This window comes from Anaeromassilibacillus sp. SJQ-1, from assembly GCF_046693725.1.
Classification (GTDB): Bacteria; Bacillota; Clostridia; order Oscillospirales; family Acutalibacteraceae; genus Anaeromassilibacillus.
In genome coordinates this window covers 164,144-185,667 of the sequence record NZ_JBKEIV010000010.1, presented here as the reverse complement: position 1 = coordinate 185,667, position 21,524 = coordinate 164,144, and the positions used below count along the sequence as shown (strand labels likewise).

Annotated in this window: 22 protein-coding genes and 2 pseudogenes; 10 read left to right on the top strand and 14 right to left on the bottom strand. The window is 49.9% G+C overall.

What is annotated here, in order from left to right; genetic code table 11:
• Positions 1–8: 8 nt before the first annotated feature.
• Positions 9–410 carry a pyridoxamine 5'-phosphate oxidase family protein gene (locus tag ACGCCZ_RS03960; RefSeq protein WP_411655331.1) on the bottom strand — a complete coding sequence of 134 codons (402 nt, stop codon included), beginning with the start codon at positions 408–410 and terminating at the stop codon, positions 9–11.
• Positions 411–560: 150 nt separating this feature from the next.
• On the opposite strand from ACGCCZ_RS03960, the pseudogene ACGCCZ_RS03955 reads away from it, so the two are divergent.
• Positions 561–887 (top strand): annotated as a pseudogene (locus ACGCCZ_RS03955) (winged helix-turn-helix transcriptional regulator).
• 491 nt (positions 888–1,378) lie between these two features.
• Entirely contained in the window at positions 1,379–2,404 is a 1,026-nt protein-coding gene (locus ACGCCZ_RS03950) for a DUF4368 domain-containing protein (RefSeq protein WP_054323693.1), read from the top strand.
• Between the two features lie 115 nt (positions 2,405–2,519).
• Here the strand turns inward: ACGCCZ_RS03950 and ACGCCZ_RS03945 are convergent, their stop codons facing one another.
• Positions 2,520–3,449: a hypothetical protein gene (locus ACGCCZ_RS03945; protein ID WP_085531867.1), complete on the bottom strand. Its 930-nt coding sequence runs from the start codon at positions 3,447–3,449 to the stop codon at positions 2,520–2,522.
• A 28-nt stretch (positions 3,450–3,477) separates the two neighbouring features.
• Positions 3,478–4,728: a tRNA(Met) cytidine acetate ligase gene (locus ACGCCZ_RS03940; protein WP_411655330.1), complete on the bottom strand. Its 1,251-nt coding sequence runs from the start codon at positions 4,726–4,728 to the stop codon at positions 3,478–3,480.
• 216 nt (positions 4,729–4,944) lie between these two features.
• Here ACGCCZ_RS03940 and ACGCCZ_RS03935 point away from each other — a divergent pair, with 216 nt between their 5' ends.
• Positions 4,945–6,201 (top strand): acetate/propionate family kinase, encoded by a 1,257-nt coding sequence (locus ACGCCZ_RS03935; protein WP_085531872.1) that lies wholly within the window; start codon positions 4,945–4,947, stop codon positions 6,199–6,201.
• A gap of 174 nt (positions 6,202–6,375) precedes the next feature.
• Here ACGCCZ_RS03935 and ACGCCZ_RS03930 read toward each other — a convergent pair whose 3' ends face one another.
• The 11 genes from ACGCCZ_RS03930 to ACGCCZ_RS03880 form a co-directional block, all read right to left on the bottom strand.
• Positions 6,376–7,002, bottom strand: coding sequence for a V-type ATP synthase subunit D (locus ACGCCZ_RS03930; protein WP_085531874.1), 627 nt, complete (start codon positions 7,000–7,002; stop codon positions 6,376–6,378).
• A 33-nt stretch (positions 7,003–7,035) separates the two neighbouring features.
• Complete coding sequence (locus ACGCCZ_RS03925; RefSeq protein ID WP_054323688.1) at positions 7,036–8,469, bottom strand: V-type ATP synthase subunit B; 1,434 nt, start codon at positions 8,467–8,469, stop codon at positions 7,036–7,038.
• A gap of 16 nt (positions 8,470–8,485) precedes the next feature.
• On the bottom strand, positions 8,486–10,246 hold the full coding sequence (locus ACGCCZ_RS03920) for a V-type ATP synthase subunit A (RefSeq protein ID WP_054323687.1): 1,761 nt from the start codon (positions 10,244–10,246) through the stop codon (positions 8,486–8,488).
• 37 nt (positions 10,247–10,283) lie between these two features.
• A complete protein-coding gene (locus ACGCCZ_RS03915; protein ID WP_054323686.1) occupies positions 10,284–10,889 on the bottom strand; it encodes a V-type ATP synthase subunit E in 606 nt (201 codons plus the stop codon).
• 29 nt (positions 10,890–10,918) lie between these two features.
• Positions 10,919–11,227 carry a V-type ATP synthase subunit F gene (locus ACGCCZ_RS03910; RefSeq protein ID WP_054323685.1) on the bottom strand — a complete coding sequence of 103 codons (309 nt, stop codon included), beginning with the start codon at positions 11,225–11,227 and terminating at the stop codon, positions 10,919–10,921.
• 38 nt (positions 11,228–11,265) lie between these two features.
• Positions 11,266–11,715 carry an ATP synthase subunit C gene (locus ACGCCZ_RS03905; RefSeq protein ID WP_054323684.1) on the bottom strand — a complete coding sequence of 150 codons (450 nt, stop codon included), beginning with the start codon at positions 11,713–11,715 and terminating at the stop codon, positions 11,266–11,268.
• 126 nt (positions 11,716–11,841) lie between these two features.
• Positions 11,842–13,788, bottom strand: a complete 1,947-nt coding sequence (locus ACGCCZ_RS03900; RefSeq protein WP_085531880.1) for a V-type ATP synthase subunit I — start codon at positions 13,786–13,788, stop codon at positions 11,842–11,844.
• Positions 13,789–13,803: 15 nt separating this feature from the next.
• Positions 13,804–14,850, bottom strand: a complete 1,047-nt coding sequence (locus ACGCCZ_RS03895; RefSeq protein WP_411655329.1) for a V0D/AC39 family V-type ATPase subunit — start codon at positions 14,848–14,850, stop codon at positions 13,804–13,806.
• Positions 14,851–14,854: 4 nt separating this feature from the next.
• Positions 14,855–15,166 carry a hypothetical protein gene (locus ACGCCZ_RS03890; protein WP_054323682.1) on the bottom strand — a complete coding sequence of 104 codons (312 nt, stop codon included), beginning with the start codon at positions 15,164–15,166 and terminating at the stop codon, positions 14,855–14,857.
• Positions 15,167–15,456: 290 nt separating this feature from the next.
• A complete protein-coding gene (locus tag ACGCCZ_RS03885; RefSeq protein WP_054323681.1) occupies positions 15,457–16,815 on the bottom strand; it encodes a PFL family protein in 1,359 nt (452 codons plus the stop codon).
• A 114-nt stretch (positions 16,816–16,929) separates the two neighbouring features.
• Positions 16,930–17,199, bottom strand: coding sequence for an ACT domain-containing protein (locus ACGCCZ_RS03880; protein ID WP_054323723.1), 270 nt, complete (start codon positions 17,197–17,199; stop codon positions 16,930–16,932).
• A 449-nt stretch (positions 17,200–17,648) separates the two neighbouring features.
• On the opposite strand from ACGCCZ_RS03880, the gene ACGCCZ_RS03875 reads away from it, so the two are divergent.
• The 7 genes and pseudogenes from ACGCCZ_RS03875 (at position 17,649) to ACGCCZ_RS03845 (ending at position 21,473) form a co-directional block, all read left to right on the top strand.
• Positions 17,649–18,290, top strand: coding sequence for a histidinol-phosphatase HisJ family protein (locus ACGCCZ_RS03875; RefSeq protein ID WP_411655328.1), 642 nt, complete (start codon positions 17,649–17,651; stop codon positions 18,288–18,290).
• Complete coding sequence (locus ACGCCZ_RS03870; protein WP_411655327.1) at positions 18,278–18,460, top strand: hypothetical protein; 183 nt, start codon at positions 18,278–18,280, stop codon at positions 18,458–18,460. Before ACGCCZ_RS03875 ends, ACGCCZ_RS03870 begins: the two co-directional genes overlap by 13 nt.
• A 203-nt stretch (positions 18,461–18,663) precedes the next feature.
• Positions 18,664–19,149 (top strand): Lrp/AsnC family transcriptional regulator, encoded by a 486-nt coding sequence (locus tag ACGCCZ_RS03865; protein ID WP_054323721.1) that lies wholly within the window; start codon positions 18,664–18,666, stop codon positions 19,147–19,149.
• Positions 19,121–20,315: pseudogene (locus tag ACGCCZ_RS03860) on the top strand (aminotransferase class I/II-fold pyridoxal phosphate-dependent enzyme). The gene ACGCCZ_RS03865 and the pseudogene ACGCCZ_RS03860 overlap by 29 nt, the downstream one beginning before the upstream one ends.
• 20 nt (positions 20,316–20,335) lie before the next feature.
• The gene (locus ACGCCZ_RS03855) at positions 20,336–20,680 is read left to right on the top strand and encodes a DUF362 domain-containing protein (protein ID WP_411655326.1); all 345 of its coding nucleotides are present in this window, start codon (positions 20,336–20,338) and stop codon (positions 20,678–20,680) included.
• A complete protein-coding gene (locus tag ACGCCZ_RS03850; RefSeq protein ID WP_411655325.1) occupies positions 20,653–20,937 on the top strand; it encodes a DUF362 domain-containing protein in 285 nt (94 codons plus the stop codon). The genes ACGCCZ_RS03855 and ACGCCZ_RS03850 overlap by 28 nt, the downstream gene beginning before the upstream one ends.
• Positions 20,910–21,473, top strand: coding sequence for a DUF362 domain-containing protein (locus ACGCCZ_RS03845; RefSeq protein WP_411655324.1), 564 nt, complete (start codon positions 20,910–20,912; stop codon positions 21,471–21,473). The genes ACGCCZ_RS03850 and ACGCCZ_RS03845 overlap by 28 nt, the downstream gene beginning before the upstream one ends.
• The last annotated feature ends 51 nt before the right edge of the window (positions 21,474–21,524 follow it).

The window sequence follows — 21,524 nt, the reverse complement described above, 5'->3', positions numbered from 1 at the left end:
AGTTCTGTTTACAGGTCGTATTCCTTGGGCGGGTTGCCGGAGAAGTCGGCGATTACTGCATGAACATCCTTCAGGTAGAACGCCTCAAAGATAGGATTGGTAGCCTCGCCGTACTGCCCCTTGACGATGGGGTTCTGGATGCACATAGCCTTGGCAGCCATGTTGTTCTCAAACACAGCCTTGCCGTTCAGACGAATCCACGCATAGGCCGGGCTGGAAACGGAAACTTCGATATTGGGGTTGGCCTGCATATCTTTGTAGACTTCCTTCTGGTTGTTGGTGCAGAACCACAGCTTGCCGTCCAGTTCACCGGCAAACATGAAGGGGCGGCACTTGGCCTTGCCGTCACGGCCTACAGTAGCCAGATACTGTACGGGATTTTCCTGCAAAAACTTTACGACTTCGTTCAAGATGAATACCTCCTGATTTTGAATGTAGGTTTTGGGGATTGCAATTTTTGTCTTGCAATATTATAATAAATCTGTAAGTATCTATTGTAAAGTAAGCACTTTATTGTGCTGTAGTTACTTAAAAAGAAACTATTGAAAGGAAGTGATACCATGCAGCAAACAAAGGAGTTGCCCGCCTGCCCGGTGAGAAACAACGCTTATGCTGATCGGAGACAAGTGGAAAGTCCTGATTCTGCGTGACCTCATGCCTGGAACAAAGCGGTTTGGAGAGTTAAAGAAATCCATTGGCAGCGTATCGCAGAAGGTTCTGACCGCCCAGCTTCGGGATATGGAAGAAAAGGGCCTTGTCAATCGCCAAGTATACGCAGAGGTCCCGCCACGGGTGGAGTACAGCCTGACCGACTTGGAAAAAGCCTGAAACCAATCCTGGATGCCATGTGGATCTGGGGCGAGGGCTATAAGGCGCAAAATGGTTGAGCAGAAAAAATATTTTCTGGACATATTTCATCGCCTATAGTTGGATCTTAACCAATCGATCCTGCGCTTTATCATAAGCCTTCATGTCATCACGCATAAAGGAAATTTCAGCAAGTGCTCTTGACAAATCCCTTCACCTGCGCTACTCTCTTTGTAAGACAGGGAGAAGACACAATACCCCGAACGGTACGGTTCTGTCTACATCCCAAAGCAGTTCGGCGGAAGATCAAAAACAGGAAGCCATACACGGCCGGAACAGATAGTTTCGGATCGTGTATGGCTTTTTCATTTGCCGGACGGAAGAAGGCTCCCCTTATGGCGCGGGGCAGGCCGTCAGTACCGGCCCCACAGGGGCTTACCCGAAAAGAGGAGCTTTCCGGGGTAAGGCAGGAATAGCCGCTTGAAAGCAGTGTTTTCAACGGATTTTACAGGTGTGATTTTTGAAGATTGCCCGAAAAAACGTCTTACAGCGTTTTCGGGAGAAAGGGGGCATGATCGAGCCGCAGAGAACCTACTGTTTCGCCAGAATCCTTACGCGGGAGAAGATCCTTACCCCTACCGCCTACGCATACCGCACCAAAGGGGGCCGCAACTCTGCTCTGAATCTGGACAAGCCCTACACCCGGTCCGGCAGCACGGTGGCCGGCATTCTGGAGCATGAGGAATATATCGGCAATACCATCAACTGCCGGACCTATACCCCATCCTTCAAGAACAAAAAGAGCCTTTTGAACCCGCCGGACAAGATACTCCGCTTTGGGGGAACCCATGAGCCATTGATCGACCTGGACACTTGGGAGATCGTCCAGCGGGTACGGCAGGGCAAACGGAGGCCCATCAAGATGAGACAGCAGGATATGCTCTCCGGGCTGGTTTACTGCACGGACTGCGGCTCACGGTACTACCTTTGCCGGTGCGGGAGCTGGGACGAGAGCCAGTACACCTTCGTCTGCGGCAAGTACCACTGCCATAAGGAGGACTGCACGCCCCACACCATCAAAACAGCGGCCTTGCGGCAGATCGTGCTGAGCGAGATTCGGCGGGTGTCTGCCGAGGCGAGGGAACATTGGGACGAGCTGTTCCAGCGGCTTACCAGCAGCCACCAGAGCAGAGTGAAAAAGGAGCTTGCGGCCAAGCAGCGGGAACTGGACAAGGGAGGACGGCGGCTGAAAGACCTGGAAACGCTGTTCCGCCGTTCCTTCGAGGAGCTGGTTTTGGGACATCTCTCCGACGGGCAGTTTCAAACACTGGTAAAAGGCTATAAACTGGAAAAGGCGGAGCTGGAGGCAAAGACAGAAACGCTCAAAGACGAGATTGCAAACTGGCAGGACACGCTTCAGAACGCCGACCGCTTCCGCAAGCTGGTGGACAAGTACACAGATATTGCGGAACGAACGCCGGAACTGGTGCGGGAGTTTATCCAGAGAATTGAGATACACGAGCGTTCCGGACGGTACAAGAAAAAGCACTATACCCAGCAGGTCAATATTTACTTTAATTGCATCGGCCAGGCATAACAAAACGGCCCCAGGATGCCGTAACATCCTGGGGCCGCTCTAGAACTACAATACATCCTTATCCGGGCGGATGATTTGCTTGCCGGCGCTTGTTTTATTTTGCAACAGAATCGTATTATTTTAGATTTTCTATATAATGGGTAATCCCATCTTCATCGGTAGGGGAGACATCACTATAAGTATGGAACAAAGAAAGGTTCTCCACATGGCGCAACGCCCCGCCCGCTTCAATCTGGTAAAGTGGACTCATGGTTTCCATGGAAAGATAATCCCCATTGCAATACGTCTCATAAGAACTGCCGTAATCCGGATAAGCAGCGTCGGACTGCACAAAGCGTTTGATGAGGGTATACGTGCGATCTACATAGGCGGCCCATCCGAGCGCATTATTGGTGCCAAGTTTAAGAGGCTTTTCGTTCGACGAATCGTGCTGAATCGTAATATACCGGTTTCCAATGTAAAGACGTTTATCCCGCGGATCGGTGTAGGGCCAAAACGTTAAAACACGGTTCGGCGGGAGTTCATCCTCCTCATTAACGCGGTTTTGTGGAATAATTTCCAAACCGCCCCCACGAACCATCGTGATGGGCCAAAGGGAGAGCATCTGTCGATCCTTAGAAAAATTCTTGACACTGTGTACCAGCATCACATCAGAGGAGTTTTCCCCCATAACGATTTCCAAACGGGTTTGAACTTCATTTTGTTTCTGTTTTGCCGAGGAAAAGGTCACGCCGTCCGGAAGCAATGCATAAATGACCGGATCGTTATCTGGAAAATAGGATTCCGGCATCTTCTCAGGGGCGAGCCATAATCGGTGTCCACCATAGAAATAACACGCCGCCCCTTCGGAATAATAGTCGTCCATGAATGCGTTCTGCATTTTATACTTGCGCTCCAAGTCGTTGTACAGAACATTTTCGCCTCCAACAAACCCAAAGCGTACAATACGTGGACCACAATCGATGGTCACAACAACATCAATGACGCCGTTGGAGAGCTGTACACACTTTCCATAATTTTCAAAATCAATTTCCTTGAGCTCCAAAAGAATGACACGTCCTTTAAATGAAAATTTATTCTTGCGGAGGCCCCGCAAAAGAGACGGAATCATGCTGGAAAGGAAGCTGCATATTGTCCCGTATCTTGCATATTCCTGCCGTCCAATCTCGCCCACAGGGCTGGGGGATTGGAAGAAAAAGGGAATATACGTCCGTTGATTGGCTCTCTAATTCAATCACATTTCGCGCATCATTGTCAAGAGATAAAATATCCGATGAATTGGCGATGATAGGGCGTTTTGTGGTCATTTTTGATACATGCAAAATTTCTGCTCCCCGCGTATTCATTCCCAATATGCGTACATACGGGGGAAGGCCTGCGGCATGGGTACGATTGATCCCCAGGAAAGCCGAGAGAACCAGCCGGCGGATTCTTGCCAAAGGGTAGCGCTTGGTTTTGACGGATTGATAGAGCGTCTCAAGTGAATCTGCTGTTCGAACAGCGGCGTACAAACGGTTTTCCAATCCTTCGCTGACATCCGGTAAAGAAGCGAATGCAGCTGGCTCCATGGTTCTTAGTTTTGCCAAAATGGCGCGTTCCATCCGCGTTAAGGATGCAGGAGCGTGTCCAGCTTCCAATTCAGTTTGCAAAATCATCGCTGCCGCTGTTGGCATGTGGGCAGCAAAGGCCCCGTTTTCAGCAGTAAGAGAACGGATCAGGCTGGCACTGGCCGCTTGTACATTCATATCCAAAGAGTCATGTGCGGCGCCGATCCGCTTCATGGTAAAGACGCGCAGGGACGAGGATAGGGTGCGGATGGCCTTGCAATATTCTACTCCCAGCGTGTTGTTCGGGCTTTGTAGAATCTGGGCGGTATCTGGACCAGCCAATCGCTCCACGGCGCGTTCCCGTGCACGGGCAAATGTACAACCGGCGGCGAGTTCATCATGCAGGAGTGGTGGAAATGTAGGGGAGAGCAAGATATCCGCTAAAGAGAGCAAGCGAGCGGCATCCCCACATTCACTTCCGAAGCTGATGACATCTGCCCCAAGGCAATCCAATAAAAAAACGCCGCCCTGTGCAAATTTTTCTGCGGGGGCCATCGCCCAGGGAAGGGGAAGCTCCACAACGAGATCCACACCGCAAAGGAGCGCTTGCTTTGCACGCATATGTTTATCGAGGAGGGCGGGCTCACCGCGTTGCACGTAGTTTCCACTCATAACGGCGGCAATATGCGTGGCGCCCTGCCTGCGGGTTTCCTTTACTAGGGCAAGGTGTCCCAAATGGAACGGGTTGTATTCACAAATAATTCCGGCAATCTGCATTTCCTTGGAAAACTCCTTGAATTTGTTCGATTCTTGTACTATTATAATAATACCATATTGTCTGATGTTTTTAAAATAAATTTGGTTCCAAAGAGATTTTTCTCTGTTTTATCCAAACGACAATATCGGATGAAAAGAGCAGTGTGGCTGTATCGGACGAAATCCCCGATATATCCTGAGGGACAGTGCACTGCAAAACAGGAGGAGAGGTTTCCAATGAAAGTTTTGGTTATCAATGCTGGTAGTTCCTCGTTGAAGTATCAGCTGATCGACATGGACAGCGAGCGGATGCTGGCCAAAGGCAATTGCGAAAGAATCGGTATGGACGGCAGCATCTTTATTCATAAAACGTCCGATGGCCGTGGAAAACGGGTTCAGGTCCCGATGAAGGACCACACGGATGCATTCATGTATGTCACACAAGCATTGACCGATGCAAAGGTGGGCGTGATTAAGAATCTGGACGAGGTCAGTGCAATTGGCCACCGTGTAGCACAGGGCGGATCAATTTTCCGGAAGTCTGTTCTAGTCAACAATGAGGTCATCGAGGGAATTCGCAGCTTGATCCCATTGGCCCCGCTGCACAATGGCCCAGAGCTGGAAGGGATTCTTGCCTGCCAAAAGGTATTTGGCGAAGAGCTTCCGGAGGTTGTGGTATTTGATACTTCGTTCCATTCCACAATGCCGCCCAAGGCCTATATGTATGCGATCCCCTACGAGTATTATAAAAAATATGGAATCCGCCGTTATGGCTTCCATGGAACGTCCCACCGGTATGTCAGCCGCCATTGTGCGCATTTGATGCATCAGCCGTTGGAGGACATCAAGATGGTGACCTGCCATATTGGGAACGGTTCTTCGATTGCAGCAATCCAGGATGGCCGTGTCATTGATACCAGTATGGGATTGACGCCGCTGGATGGCTTTATGATGGGAACCCGCTGCGGCTCTTTGGACCCATCCATTGTCACCTTCCTGATGGAAAAAGAGAATTTGACACCCAGCCAAATGGATGAGGTCCTCAATAAGAAATCGGGCCTGCTCGGTGTTTCCGGTGTTTCCAGTGACGACCGCGACGTTACGAAGGCTGCAATTGAAGGCAATCCGCGCGCAATCCTGGCACATGATATGCTGGCCTATCAGATTATCAAGCAGATTGGCGCCTATGCGGCGGCGATGAACGGTCTGGATGCAGTCGTCTTTACCGCTGGTTTGGGTGAAAATCAGCCGCACCACCGTTATGCAATTTGCCGCGGCCTGCGTTATCTCGGATTGAAGATCGATGCAGAACGCAACGAAGAGATGGTTGGCGGCAAGGAAGGGAAAATTTCCACATTTGATTCCCAGGTGGCAGTCTATGTCATCCCCACCAACGAAGAGCTGGTCATCGCGCGTGATACCAAGGTGATCGTCGAGAAGTTGAACTATGCGTCTACAGAGGACAAGACTATTGTCGACTTGGAGGACATCTAAAGCATTTAAAACGTACATTTTTATAAATCAAATTCAAAAAACATCGGGGTGGATTATTTGCAATCCACCCCATGTTTTTGTGTTTTTATTTTTGCAATCCCCCATGCAAGATCGAATCCGATAAGAGATCTTTGACTAAAGTGGGACAGCGTGCTTATGCTTTTCTCTCAACTTCTAAGCAATCTCAGACCTTTCGGCCTTTTGGCTTTTGATCACTTTCAGACGAGAAAATTCTTCGCGTTCCTTTTCCTCCAATGCGTCTGTGATAAATTTGACGGTTTGTTCAAAACGAGGAATCATAATATTTTTCAAGGCATTGGCACGCTTTTGCGTCTTTTTGATGGCGTCTGCCAACCGGTACACACTGTTTTCGACCTCTGCCAATTCAGCGGTTAAACGCTTGACTTCGTTGAATTTATTATAGGCGTCGTCCAACAGGATGTTGGTTGTATTTAAGCCAAAGGGGATGGGGATATCGCGCGGTGTCAAGGAAACCATGGGAATTTCTACACCCATAACGCTGCGATAGGCTACGTTCAGACCGTCATCCAGCGGGACAGTCTGAGAAAGTTCACCGCAGATTCCCAATGTAATATTAGCTCTCTGCAAAGCCGCATAGGCATCCTCATAGGTTTGATCGATCTTTCCTTGGATGGAATTGGCACGATCAATCAACGCCATCATTTCGCGAATCAGGATATTGCGCTTCCGATCCAACAGTTCAAATCCAGTACGGGAGAGTTCCAGGGACTTCTTGGTAGCCAGGAGGTTTCCTTTGGTAGGTACGACTTGATTAGCCATAATGGGTTCCCTCTTTTCCTTACCGGCACAACGTTACGGCGCTTGTTCGGCGGGTTGGACTTTTCGCTCCGCCTCTGATTCAAGCTGCTTTTTGGCCTTTTCATAATATTGATCGAGCAGAGCATCATCCACGCGGTCCAGTTCTTCGCGCGGCAATGTGGCCAGCAGCCTCCAACCAAGGTCAAGGCTCTCATCGATGCTGCGGTTTTCATTGAATCCCTGGTTGACATATTGATTCTCGAATCGCTTGCCAAATTCTAGATATTTTTTGTCTGTAGGGGAAAGCTCTTCTTCGCCGATGACGGAAGCCAGTGATCGCGCATCCATCACCTTTGCATAGGCGGCAAAGAGCTGATTGGACAATGCAGAGTGATCTTTGCGCGTATAGCCGGCGCCAATGCCGTCCTTCATCAGGCGGGAAAGCGAAGGGAGAACGGACACTGGCGGATAGATGCCGCTGTTGTCCAGACTGCGGTCCAGAACAATCTGTCCTTCGGTGATATAACCGGTCAAGTCGGGGACCGGGTGGGTGACGTCATCGTTTGGCATGGTAAGAATCGGAATCTGTGTGACAGACCCCTCTTTGCCGCGAACCATGCCTGCGCGTTCATACAGGGAGGCCAAGTCCGAATATAGATAGCCCGGATAACCCTTTCTTCCGGGAATTTCGCCTTTGCTGGAGCTGAATTCGCGCAACGCTTCCGCATAGGACGTCATATCCGTCATGATGACCAATACATGCATGCCGAGTTCAAAAGCAAGATATTCTGCAACCGTCAGAGCGCAACGGGGGGTCAATATACGCTCGATGATCGGGTCGTTCGAAAGATTTAAGAACATGACCACCTTTTGTAGAACACCGGATTCGTCAAAAGAACGGCGGAAGTATTCCGCTACATCGTTTTTGGCGCCCATGGCGGCGAAGACGATGGCGAAATTGTTCTCGTTCGCATCCTTGATTTTGGCTTGACGTGCGATTTGGACAGCTAACTCGTTATGCTTCATGCCGGAACCGGAGAAGATCGGCAGCTTCTGTCCCCGAATCAAGGTCATCAGAACGTCAATGGTGGAAATACCGGTATTGATGTAGTTCTTTGGATAAATTCGAGAGACCGGGTTGATCGGCGTACCGTTGATGTTCGCGCGCTTGAGCGGGAAAATATCGCCCAATCCGTCAATCGGACGGCCAGCGCCGTCAAAGACGCGCCCTAAAATTTCCGGAGAGAGCGGCATTTCCATCGGATGGCCCAACAGCCGCGTGCGTGTGTTTTGGAGGGAGATACCACGTGTGCCTTCGAACACTTGAATCACGACGCGCTTGCCCTCCATTTGCACAATACGCCCCTGGCGCATCGTGCCATCGTCCATGCGGATGTCGACTACCTCTTCAAAGGAAGCATTTTCTACATCGTCCAGAACGATCAAGGAGCCATTGATCTCCTTGACACCGATATAATCCAGAATCATATTATCACCTGCTTCCCTATGCGTTGACAATGCTGGACAGCGTTTCATCGATCTCTTTAACATATTCGTCGAACTGTTCCAGCTGATTGTTTGGTATGTCGTATTTCATTTTGACTAACTTGTCAAACAAACCGGTTTCGACAATTCCAGAAATCGGGACACTGGCCGCGACCAGTTGCTTGGCTTTTTTATAGAGGTGCAAAATGACACGCATCATTTGCTTTTGTTTCTCCAGTGGTACGAAGGTATCGTCTGCATGGAATGCATTTTGCTGGAGGAATCCGACACGAATGACACGCGCGGTCTCAATAATCAGTTTTTGATCGTCCGGCAAAACATCGGAACCAATTAGCTTGACGATCTCCATCAGTTGATTTTCCTCCTGGAGGATATGGGAGATGCGTTGACGGTACTTGACAAATTCCTCGCCGACATGATCGGTATACCACTGGTCCAAATCGCCAAAATATTCGCTATAGCTCTGGGTCCAGTTGATTGCCGGATAGTGGCGGGCATAGGCCAACGCTTTATCCAGCGCCCAAAAACAGCGGGTAAAACGTTTGGTGTTCTGTGTAACTGGCTCTGAAAAGTCGGACCCCTGCGGGGATACGGCGCCAATAATCGTGACGGAACCATCCGTCCCGTTGAGGTTTTTGGTCATGCCTGCACGCTCATAAAATTCCGACAGGCGGCTGGGCAAATAGGCAGGAAAGCCTTCCTCGGCCGGCATTTCTTCCAAGCGTCCGCTGATTTCGCGGAGAGCTTCCGCCCAACGGGAGGTGGAATCGGCCATGATGGCGACGTGGTAGCCCATATCGCGGTAATATTCGGCCAAAGTGATACCGGTGTAGATGGACGCCTCGCGCGCCGCCACCGGCATGTTGCTTGTATTAGCAATCAGGACCGTGCGGTCCGTCATGGGACGGCCGGATTTCGGGTCGATCAATTCCGAAAACTCATCCAGAACCTGGCTCATCTCGTTGCCGCGCTCGCCGCATCCGACATAGATGATGATGTCTGCATCACACCATTTCGCAAGCTGATGCTGCGTCATGGTTTTGCCCGTGCCAAATCCACCAGGAATGGCAGCTGTGCCGCCTTTGGCGATGGGGAAGAGCGTATCGATCACCCGCTGTCCGGTAATCAATGGGACATCGGTCCGCAGACGCTGAGAGACTGGGCGCGGAATACGGATCGGCCATTTCTGGCAGAGGGAGAGCGCATGCAGTACTCCATTCTCATCTTGTAGAGTCACAATCGTGTCATTGATGCGATACAGTCCATTTGGGACAACCGTTTGAACAACGCCGTTTAATTGTGGCGGTACCATACATTTATGGCGAATGATCGGTGTTTCCGGGCACTCAGCATAAATATCCCCGCTGTTGAGCCGGTCTCCCGGTTTGACAGTGACAGTAATTTCCCACTGACGCTGGGAATCCAGCGAGGATACGGAACTGCCGCGGGAAATGAATGCACCGCTCTCCTCTTCAATTGCTTTCAAGGGGCGCTCAATACCGTCAAAGATGTTGTCCAAGATGCCCGGACCAAGCGTGACATTCATTGGGCTGCCCGTTCCTACTACGGGTTCTCCTGGGCGAAGGCCTGTAGTCTCTTCATATACCTGAATCGTGGTAAAAGCGCTGGTGATACCGATGACTTCACCGACCAGCCGTTCCTTCCCGACATACACCATCTCCATCATGGAGAAAGACTGCGCGGCCTTGACCGTGACGACTGGGCCGTTGATACCGTATATGACCGTTTCATTTTTCATGTTTGGATCATTCCTTTCCCATCCTGTGGCCGCACGGCTATCCAGCCACCGTCAGTCCAGAGTTTTCTTCAAACCAACCGCGCTGTTCCTCCAGCATGGCGTCCAAGGTTTCATCTGCCATGACGCCCATCTCGCTGTTGTAAGCGCGGAGACCACCGATCCGGATGGTGGGATCGGTTTCAAAGGTACAGGGGTGACCAAATGCTTCCGCGATTTGCTGCTGATAAGGGGCATCCTCTTCGCGAAGGCGGATGACTGTACCAGGCTGCTGGAACACGGCAGCTAGATTGCGGGCATACTTTTGCATTAAGGCAGCATACGCCGGTTTTTGTGTATAGGAGCGCAGTTCTTCCGCCGCTCGTGAAAAAATCTGCTCCATAATCCCACGGCGTTTTTCCAGCAAGGCCCGCCGGCCGTCCATCTCCCGCTGTGCCATCTCGCGGGAAATGCCGCTGCGCATCTGGGCCATTTCCTTTTGTATCAGGTGATATGCCTCTGTAAGAACTTCAACCTCTGCCTCGTCCAATTCTTTTTGCTTAAATGCGGCGACCTCTTCTTCGATCTTCTTTCTTTGCTCTTCGCCGTAATGGAGGATCGCCTGATAGAATTTTCCGATTTTTTCATCGTTGTGATTGATAGCCATGTCAAACCCCCATTCTGCCGGGAAGCGGCCTAAATTTTAATCCCGATGGCCTCGCGGACATAGCGGGTAATGGAATCTTTGGTGCGCCCATTGCCATGCCGGTCGGGGATCTCCACAATTAACGGGCGCTTGGCTTTGAGCTTCAGATCGTAGATCATTTCCGGGCAAAGTTGGAGTAGTCGTTCGGTAATTAGAATGACGGCGACATCCTCCATTGCCATCGCTTCGGTCAATGCTTTTTTGACCTCCTCAGGCTCATGCACCACGATTCCTTCGATACCTGCCAGACGCATCCCGACCTGTGTATCTACGTTGTCGCTGATCAGATAAAAGCGCATATGAATCCTTCTTCCTGTAGGCCGTGGGCACGCCTGTGTTATACTTTATTCAGAATTAGAATGGAGATCAATAGGCCATACAGAGCAATGCCTTCACCCAACGCCACGAAAATCAGGGATTTACCGAAAGCCTTCGGGTCCTCGCTGGTTGCTCCGATGGCCGCTGGGGCCGCCGCTGCGACTGCGATACCGCCGCCAATACCAGCCAGACCGGTGACCAAGGCGGCTGCAAGCAATCCCATCCCCTTGGAATTGTCCACCGGGGCCGTAGCTGTTTGCGATGTAGTGGCTGTGGTATCCGGTGTACTGTCCTCAGAAGCAGCAGATGCGATCATTGGCGCTGCAAAGGTAACGACACATACAGCTAGGAAAGCGATTAACTGGGTTGCAACAGCCTGGCTGGTCTTCTTTCCACGCTTTACTGCACGGATGGAGAGCGCCACGGATACAACCAGAAAGACGATTGGAATACATAACACGATACTCATGACAAATACCTCCAAAAATGATTTTTTCACAGCTTTGGAATCTATGTTTCGCCGCGCCAAAGTGGCCGGCGTAGAGGATAACAGGGGACATGTGCGTACACGTTTTGCCGGCTAGACTTGTGCGCATTATGCATCCCTGCGAACCACAACGGGATGAAATGGCCGGCCGTCTCCGTCAAAGAAGCGGCTGAACATCTCATAAAACTCCAGACGCAGAACCTGAATCCCCACCAACAGGCCTTCCAAACCCATCACAAACACATTGCCGACGACGGCAATCAGGATATAACCAATGCCGCTGGTCATTTCTGCCAAGGTAAATACCACGAGCATCATACCAGCATGAACCAATACAAATGCGCCTACACGCAGAAAGGACATAGTGTTGGTTGCATAGCTGAGCAGGTATTCGAAAACCTCAAAAAAATTCTGCATGAGGAAATTTCCCCAACTCTCCGGTTTCCAGTCGGAGCGGCGCTCCAATAGTCCCCCGAGCACTTCCCGGAAGAAAATCACCACAATTGGCAGTACGATCAAACCGAGCACATAGGCGGTGTTGACAATCTGCCAGCCAAAAATCAGCTGCCCTCCAAATCCCACGACCAAAGACACATAGAATACAAGCCCTGCTAACCCATTTGGACCAAATAGGGCATTTTCCCAGTGCCTTCTGCGCAGGCAAGAGTAGATGTTGATGAGAATGGCCACAACGACCAGGAGCATGCCGATACCTACGGCTGAATAGATAATCAGGTTTGTAGTGTTTGGCTCCATCACTTCGATGGGTTTTTCGTCCAGACCGAACACGTTCCGGTAGAATGGGTCCAACACATGTTCAAAGCCAAAAACAGAGCCAAAAACCGTTCCGAAAATAGCCGATGAAATTCCACAGGGGATCAATGCCTTGCCGAGTTTCATCTTTTTGAATTTCCACATCAACCATCCAACGATGGAGACGCAGATTCCCTGTCCGAGATCTCCAAACATGATGCCAAACAGCAACACATAGGTGATTGCAACAAACGGTGTGGGGTCCACCTCATCGTAAGAGGGAAGGCCGTACATATCGACAAAGAACTCAAAAGGCTTGAAAATCTTTTTATTCTTTAGTGCAACGGGAGGAGAGTGGCTCATCTCCTCTTCCGCATTTTCAAAGGTGTATTCGACCGATTCCAGTTGGCCGAGCGCTCGTCGAAGGTCTGGCTCGCGGTCGGCCGGAACCCAGCCGGTCAAAATAAAATTGTCATTGTACCGCGCCGCATAACGGCGGATTCCAAAATAAACAGATTTTTCTGTCAAAAAGGAAAAGACCTTCTGACACTCTTCTTCCTCCTGTTTCCAGAGTGCGTCAATCTGCCGGTCCACGCGCTGGATGCGGGCGATTTCTTTATCGCGCAGGCCGCGCAGTTCTTCCACACCACTTTCCGGCGTACCCTTTAGCTCGGTAAAGCTGGTACGTTCAAAATAGAGGCTGGAAAAAATACGGTCTACCTCGCTTACAACATCAATTGGCGCAAAATAAACGCCCCAATAATGCTGCTCATCGCTGGTACAAGGGAAAAAGATGACATAGGGATTCTGGTTGTAGGATTGCAATTTTTCGTAGCCCTCTTTTGGAAGAGAGCCAAAACGGACCTTGATGTATTTGCAGTCGTGAATTTCATCGAGATTCAAATCCATCCCGACGAAGTGGCTGACTTGTTCAATTTCGCGGGTAAATCGCTCCACTTCCTGCTGCGCTTGAGTGCGTTCTGTTTGTAAATCGTTCAGGGAAGTGGCAAGGCGGCGAACATATGCGTCCAACTCTTCGCGGGAGTATTGGACATTTTCCATCTGCGATTCATCCAGAAGCACCAGTTTTTTATGGGAACCATTCACCGCATCGGTAAGTTTCTGGAGTGGAGCAGAATACGGGTTCTCCTCATTTAACGGAGAGAAACCGGATGTATCCGAATAAAAGGAGAGGGAATTGTCCGGATGGAACGAGCCGGACTTTCCACAGACAGCAGTCACACGGTCTAGATCGATCATCCGGCCGATAATGCTCGCTACCTTAATCTTCTGTACAGCCAACCATCACGCCTCCTTTCATGAAAAATCGGCAACAGTGAGTAGTTTTTGAATTTCTTCAGGCGCCAATTGATAACGGATTCCTTCCACGATGTTGATGATGTCCTGAATTTCGATCTGCGCTAAGAAGATATAAGAGAGCATCACCACGGAAGGATGTGTAGAAAAGCGGATGTCATGACGGCAGGTTAAATATTTCATTCGGTCAGGAACTTGATCGATATACGTGTGTGCAATTTTCTGGCAACGTTTTCCAATCGGTGCTTTTGCCAGAATGTTCAAAACATCTTCTGGTTCCGCATCGAGCATCTCATCCAGAAGGTGTGGATGAATGGTGCCAAAGGGAAGCAGGGTACTGCGGATGAAGTCAGGCCCCTCTTGGTAAACCGCCTTGAGGCGGACAATACGCGACACATTGATCAGATCGATGTAGACCTGAAACATTTCGCGCAGTTGGCGGGCCGCCTCACCGCGGGTATATTGGTCGATGATAGCAAAGGCACTCTTATACAAATAGGTATATAGGGCATTTTCGATCCCAGTGTAGTTCATTGGAATGCCTGGAATCGGCCGAAACGGTTCAATCAATTTCCGATAAGGAGTATGGCTGAGCGCGTTGAGCAAATCATCGTACGTTTTGACGTGTGCCAGCGCATAGAGGTCGATGCGCGTATGACGGTTCAAAAAAGCGGGGAGGGAAAAGAGGTATTCCTCTGGATTGCCGGCGCCCAGATACATCAGACTATGCAAAATCTGTTCGATCTCGCTGTGTTCCAACAGATAGTCGGCAAAATGTTCCCCGACAGAAAGCTCATACCGGCACAGTGACGCATAGTCTTCAAAGAGTTTCTGGCGTAGCTTTCCTTCCAATTGGCCGCGATGAACCTCATTTTCATTGATGCCTGCCAACACCTTGTTGTAGGCAGTGCGACTCTTTAGATACCCGGCGACCTCGCCCACAGACTTACAATTTAGCAGTTCCCGATAGTTTTCCTTTGTCAGACGCTTTCCATACATGGCGCGCGCCTTAGAAAGGATCGCATTGGAAGCTAACGAGGAAAGCATACGATCACTCCCCAATCACTCTGGCTACGATGGTTCGTACCCATTCGTCGCCTTTCTCTTCATATAAGGCGTCCAGGCGTTGTGAAAGTGCCTGGTTTCTCGCAGCTTTACCTTTCCATTCCTCCTCAGCGGCTGCACGTTCCTGCGGCTCGTTCAATGCGATGCGCTTGCGCGCACGCGCGAGGTATTCCTCTCGGATGCGTTCACGGCGTTCAGCCACTTCTTTTTCAGAATTGACCTTTTCCAGCTGGGCAGCATCCGTGATTTCTCTGGCTTTACGGTCCATATCCACAATTTCTTTAATCATATCTTGCATGGCCGCAACCTCCTTCCGAACGGTAAGATTTGTTCGGCCGTATCAATCGGCCGCATACGCACAAGCAGTTCTGCAGCGTTTGGCAAAATCCAGATAGAGTTGCCAAAGCGCACAGAACCACATTGATTCTTCATGTTTGCAAGTTATTTTAAAAGCTCTTGCAAAATTAGGTTCCTATTATAGTCGTTTCTTTTGGGCTTTTCAATACAAATTCCGTTAAATCCACTAAATTAGAAGGGGAAAATTCGGGAAAGATTCCGAAGAAATTTATCCAATCTGCCAATATCGATTTAATTCTTTAAGCTTTGCATGGGTGCAGGAATACGCCCACCGCGGTGGATAAACTTTGCTGGGGAATACCGGTTGACCTCCATAACAGGGCCGCCCCCCAAAAGTCCGCCAAAATTGAGCTCTTCGCCTGCCTTCTTCCCAATTGCAGGGATTAGACGTACAGCGGTTGTCTTGGAATTGACCATTCCGATGGCTGCCTCGTCCGCAATAATGGCGGAGATCACCTCGGCCGGGGTATCGCCGGGAACAGCAATCATATCGAGGCCCACAGAGCAGACTGCTGTCATAGCCTCTAGTTTGACGAGAGAGAGCGCGCCACAGCGTGCGGCATCAATCATACCGGCGTCCTCCGTCACAGGAATGAAAGCACCGGAAAGGCCGCCGACGTGGGAGGATGCCATTATACCGCCTTTTTTGACGGCATCATTTAGAAGGGCAAGCGCGGCGGTCGTACCGTGCGCACCACAGCTTTCCAAACCCATCTCTTCTAAGATATGCGCCACGGAATCGCCGACCGCCGGCGTTGGAGCCAAGGATAAGTCAACGATGCCGAAGGGGACAAACAGGCGGCGGGAGGCCTCCTGCGCGACCAGTTGGCCCATACGGGTGATTTTAAATGCAGTTTTCTTTACAATGTCAGCCACCCCGGAGAGGTCACAGTCACCAGCCTTGGCTAGAGCGGCCCGTACAACGCCCGGTCCGGAAACACCGACGTTGATGACGCAATCCGGTTCACCGGGACCGTGAAAGGCGCCTGCCATAAAGGGGTTATCCTCTGGAGCGTTGCAGAAAACAACCAGCTTTGCAGCGCCAATACAGTCGCGATCCGCTGTACGTTCTGCCACCTCGCGGACAATACCGCCCATTTTTTGGACGGCATCCATATTGATGCCCGCTTTCGTTGTGCCAATGTTGACCGATGAGCAAACAAATTCCGTTTCCGCGAGTGCTTCGGGGATACTGGCCATCAAAGCGTAATCACCCGGGCCAAACCCCTTATGCACCAGTGCCGAATAACCTCCAATGAAATTCACACCGGTTGTTTTTGCCGCCCGGTCGAGAGCCTTAGCAAAGTGCACAGGGCTGCTTCCAGGGCAGGCAGCAGCCAACATGGCGATGGGGGTGACAGAAATACGTTTGTGAATGATCGGAATGCCATATTCTTTGCTGATGTCCTCGCCGGTCTTTACGAGATTTCCGGCATAGCGGCAGATTTTATCATAAATTTTATCGCACGCGGCCGCTACATTGCTATCAGCGCAATCCAACAGGGAAATCCCCATGGTGATGGTACGTACATCCAGATTTTCATTGTCGATCATATTGATCGTTTCCAGAATATCGTGGGAATTGAGCATATTTGGGACTCACTCCTTATCTTTTACTCGAGAGCTTGTAGAAATGAATAGAAAAATTTGATGAAGATTTAAGGCATGCATGTAGAAAGGCAGCAAATACCTTAAAAGGGTTGATCAGATGCGATGCATGGAATTGAAGATGTCCTCATGCATAACATGGATGGTCAGCCCCATGCCTTCTCCGATGGCGGTGAGCGCATCCACCAACTCTTGGAACGGGATGGAACATTTAGAGATGTCCACCATCATAATCATGGCAAACAGATCCTGTAGGACGGACTGGGTTACTTCTACAACATTGACGTTATGCTCTGCACAGATGGAGGAAACGCGGGCCAGAATGCCCACCATGTCCTTTCCAATTACGGTGATGACTGCACGCATAAATAATAACCTCCCAATTATCTTTTTTGGAATACAGCCGAAACGGCCAAAAAGGCTCTCCGAATCTGCACAAATGCAGTCCGGAATGCACAAAATACTTGTCCTCATTATGAACGGAAATGAATCTTATGTCAAGAAAAGGGAGCGGCCTTTCCCTTGGAAAAGCGCCAGATGTTATTCTTGAAAAAGAGAGAAGAGGGCGCAAAACAAATCGAAACATCCAACAGAATATATGGTTAAACTGCGTAAAATCCAGCGGCGGCGCGGTCCGCTTATGCATCTCTTGGGAAATATGTTTAAAAACGGAAGCGTTTTCCAACGCCAAAATGGGAAGGATTCATCTATAAATAAAGTCGATTCTATGTTAGACTGAATACAAATAAAAGGCGGATGATTCTGCTTTGCGATCATACATAATGGACCGATTTTTTTAGAAAGTGAGTTGGACAATGAAATATAGATATCTTTCGGATTGCCACACCCATAGTGATTGTTCCCGCGATGCTTCTGACCCAACGATGATGTTATGCGAATGTGCGTGCCGGTTGGGGCTTTACGCATTGACCATCACGGACCACTGCGAGTGTAATGTTTATGAAGAGGACGGTTATGACCGTTCGGTTCGGCAGTCGTATTTCGAAGCGCGTAAGGCTTCCGCTGTATTTCATGGCCGCCTGCATGTGCGGGCTGGGGTGGAAATTGGGCAGCCCATGCAAAACTTGGCGGCAGCGGAAGAAATTCTGGATGCCTGCGATTTTGATTTTGTGCTTGCCTCCGTACACAATGTGCGGGGAATGCCCGATTTTTATGAGCTAGATTACAGTCAGGTGGATATTACAAAGGTATTGCATCTTTATTTCGACGAAATTTTGGAAACCATCGAATGGGGAAAGTTTGATTCTCTGGCACATCTAACTTATCCTTGGCGGTACATCGTTGGGGAGCATGGCCTTGCCATCGACAATGCACAATTTTCCGGACGCATCGATGAAGTTTTAAAAGCATTGATTAAAAAGGGAAAGGCTTTGGAGGTCAATACCAGCGGCTTACGCCAAAAATTGGGGATACTATGCCGAATTTGCCGATTGTAGAGCGGTATCATGAATTGGGAGGAAAGCTCATAACGCTTGGTTCGGATGCACACCGTTGGCCGGACGTCTGCGGTGGCGTGGAACAAGGGATGGAATTGATTAAAAAAGCAGGTTTTACACATTTTTCCCTGTATTCCCACCACGAGCCAAAGCTGCTTCCCATTGAGTGATCTGAGCGCCGTATCCAATTCACCCATGATTTACGAGAAGGCTTTTCCGAAAACATCGGAAGAGCCTTCTAATTTTATGGATTGGATATTTCCATTGGCCTTCATTTGATGTATACTATATCTTATTATCCGATTTTTCAGATGATGCCAAGGGTTCCAGTCCTTTTGGAACCTTCCAATTTTTAACTGGAGGAGTGAATGTCATGGATCGTTTGTTGGAATTGTTGAATCAAAATGCCCGTCTGACTACCCGCCAGCTGGCCACCATGCTGGACCGCCCTGAATCGGAAATCTGCAACCAGATGGACGCCTATGAAAAGGCGGGAATTATCCGTGGTTATCAGACGTTGATTAATTGGGAACGAGCCGATGCAAACAAGGCGTTTGCCTTGATCGAACTGCGCGTTACTCCGAAGCGCGACCGTGGATTTGACGAGATCGCACAAAAAATCATGCAGTTTGAAGAGGTGGACAGCGTTTATTTAATGTCTGGCGGATTCGATTTGGCTGTGATGGTGCATGGGGATACGATGCAACAAATTGCAATGTTTGTTGCCCGCCGCTTGTCCTTGCTGGATTCGGTACTTTCGACGGCCACCCATTTTATTTTGACCCGTTACAAGGATGGCGGCGTAGTCCTCAATACGGAGGATGAAAACGATGAGAGAAGGAGTGTGCTCTGTGATTGACTATAGCACCGTGCTGAACAAGAAGGTGCAGGCGATCAAGCCATCCGGTATCCGCCGTTTCTTTGACATCGCCAATGAGATGGAAAATGTGATCTCCCTCTCCATTGGAGAGCCGGACTTTACAACTCCGTGGCATGTTCGAGAAGAAGGAATTCATTCCTTAGAGGACGGCAAAACGTGGTATTCTCCAAACCGTGGCTTTATGGAACTGCGCCGGGAAATTGCGCGTTGGCTCAAGCGCCATTACCATGTGGATTATAATGATAAAGATGAGATTCTTGTCACTGTGGGCGGATCAGAGGCCATTGATCTCTGTCTGCGTTCTCTTATTTGCCCGGGGGATGAGGTGCTCATTCCGGAACCCTCTTTGTTTGTTATGTGCCATTGACAGAGATGGCAGGAGGGGTTCCAGTTGTTTTGGAGACCAAGGCGGAAGACTGTTTCCGTGTGACTCCGGAGGCTCTGCGCGCCAAGATCACGCCCAAGACAAAGCTGCTCATTTTACCCTATCCGAACAATCCAACCGGTGCGGTGATGCGCAGGGAACATCTCCAGGCAATTGCGGAGGTGGTTCGGGAAAACAATTTGATGGTGTTGTCGGACGAGATTTACAGCGCCCTTACTTACGGGGATACCAACCATGTCACGTTCAGCGCAATAGATGGCATGCGGGAAAGGACCATTGTGGTGAACGGATTCTCCAAAGCATTTGCCATGACGGGATGGCGTTTGGGATATGCGGTTGGTCCAGCGGACATCATCAAGGCGATGACAAAACTCCATCAGTATGGCATTATGAGCGCGCCGACGACAGCGCAGTATGCCGCAATTGAAGCCTTAAAAAATGGCGATGAGGACATTGTTTATATGCGCGAACAGTACGACATGCGCCGCCGTCTGGTAGTGGATGGCTTTAATTCGATGGGGCTGACCTGTTTTGAACCGGAAGGCGCATTTTATGTGTTTCCTTGTATAAAAGACCGGTCTGTGTTCAGAGGAGTTTTGTGAAAAACTGCTTTATGAGGAGCATGTAGCCGTGGTTCCAGGGACTGCATTTGGCGACTGTGGCGAAGGCTTCGTGCGTGTCTCATATTCCGTATTCCATCAAACATATCACCGAGGCGCTTTCACGAATTGAACATTTCATCAAGCGATTTGAATCTTGAGCATGGGGGATTCGTCGGCGATGAAAAAACAGGTGTACCTTTCTGCCTGTGCGGAATATGATTTTGAGACGGTACGCCATGTGTTACGGGAACAGTTGGATGCGCTCCATGTGCAAGAATTCCTGTTTCCAGGATGCCGTGTGGTTTTAAAACCCAATTTGGTGCTTCGTTCCAAACCGGAGGAGGGGATGATTACCCATCCGGTGGTAGTCGCTGCGGTAGCGGTAGAGCTCTTTGAACGGGGCGCCGGACAGGTCTGTGGTTGCAGAAAGCCCCGGTGGCCCCTCATTCTCCGCCTCTGTTGCGTTCGATTTATGAGGCGGGCGGATACACAGAAATGGCCAAGATGTATGGATTTGCCCTGAATAACGATTGTTCATATGCAGCGCTGGAAGTTCCGCAGGGACGCCGTTCCAAACAGTTTGACATTATACGGCCTATTTTAGAGGCAGACGTTCTGGTCAACATTGCAAAGCTGAAAACCCACGGAATGATGGGCTTGAGCGCTGCGGTAAAGAATCTATTTGGATGTGTGCCGGGTTTGATGAAACCAGAGCTACATTGCCATTTCCAGAGCGGGAGGCCTTTGCAGAAATGCTGGTCGATTTGTGCTGTGCCTTAAAACCATCGCTCAATGTGGTTGATGGGATTGTGGGGATGGAGGGCAATGGCCCGACTGGCGGAAAGCCGCGCTTTGTGGGAGCGTTGGCCGCTTCGCGGGACCCGTTTGCTTTGGATTTGGTCTGCGCGGCGTTAATCCATCAATCGCCCGTCCAGGTCCCTTATTTGCGGGCGGGAATGGCGCGCAACGTATGTCCGGAGAGCGTCGAAGAACTTATCCCTTTGGGGACGTCATTGCCGTCTTTGTCCGTTCCGGATTTTGAACAACCGGAGTCGTGTAGTATCAACTTTTTGGATTGCGCTCCAAAATTTCTTCGTCCTTTGGCGGAAAAAATTGCCACGCCTGTGCCACGCATCCAGCAGAACAATCTGTGTAGGGTGTGGAAAGTGTGCGGAGAGCTGCCACAGCACACCATACAAATGGTAGACGGGCATGCAACCATCGATTACCGAAACTGTATCCGCTGCTATTGCTGCCACGAAATGTGTCCAAAGCATGTGATCGACATCAAGCGTTTTCGGCTGTTTCGTTTATAAATGAAAAGATTTTTCTGGGATTGCCGTCAGGCGGTGATCCCGGTTTTGCTA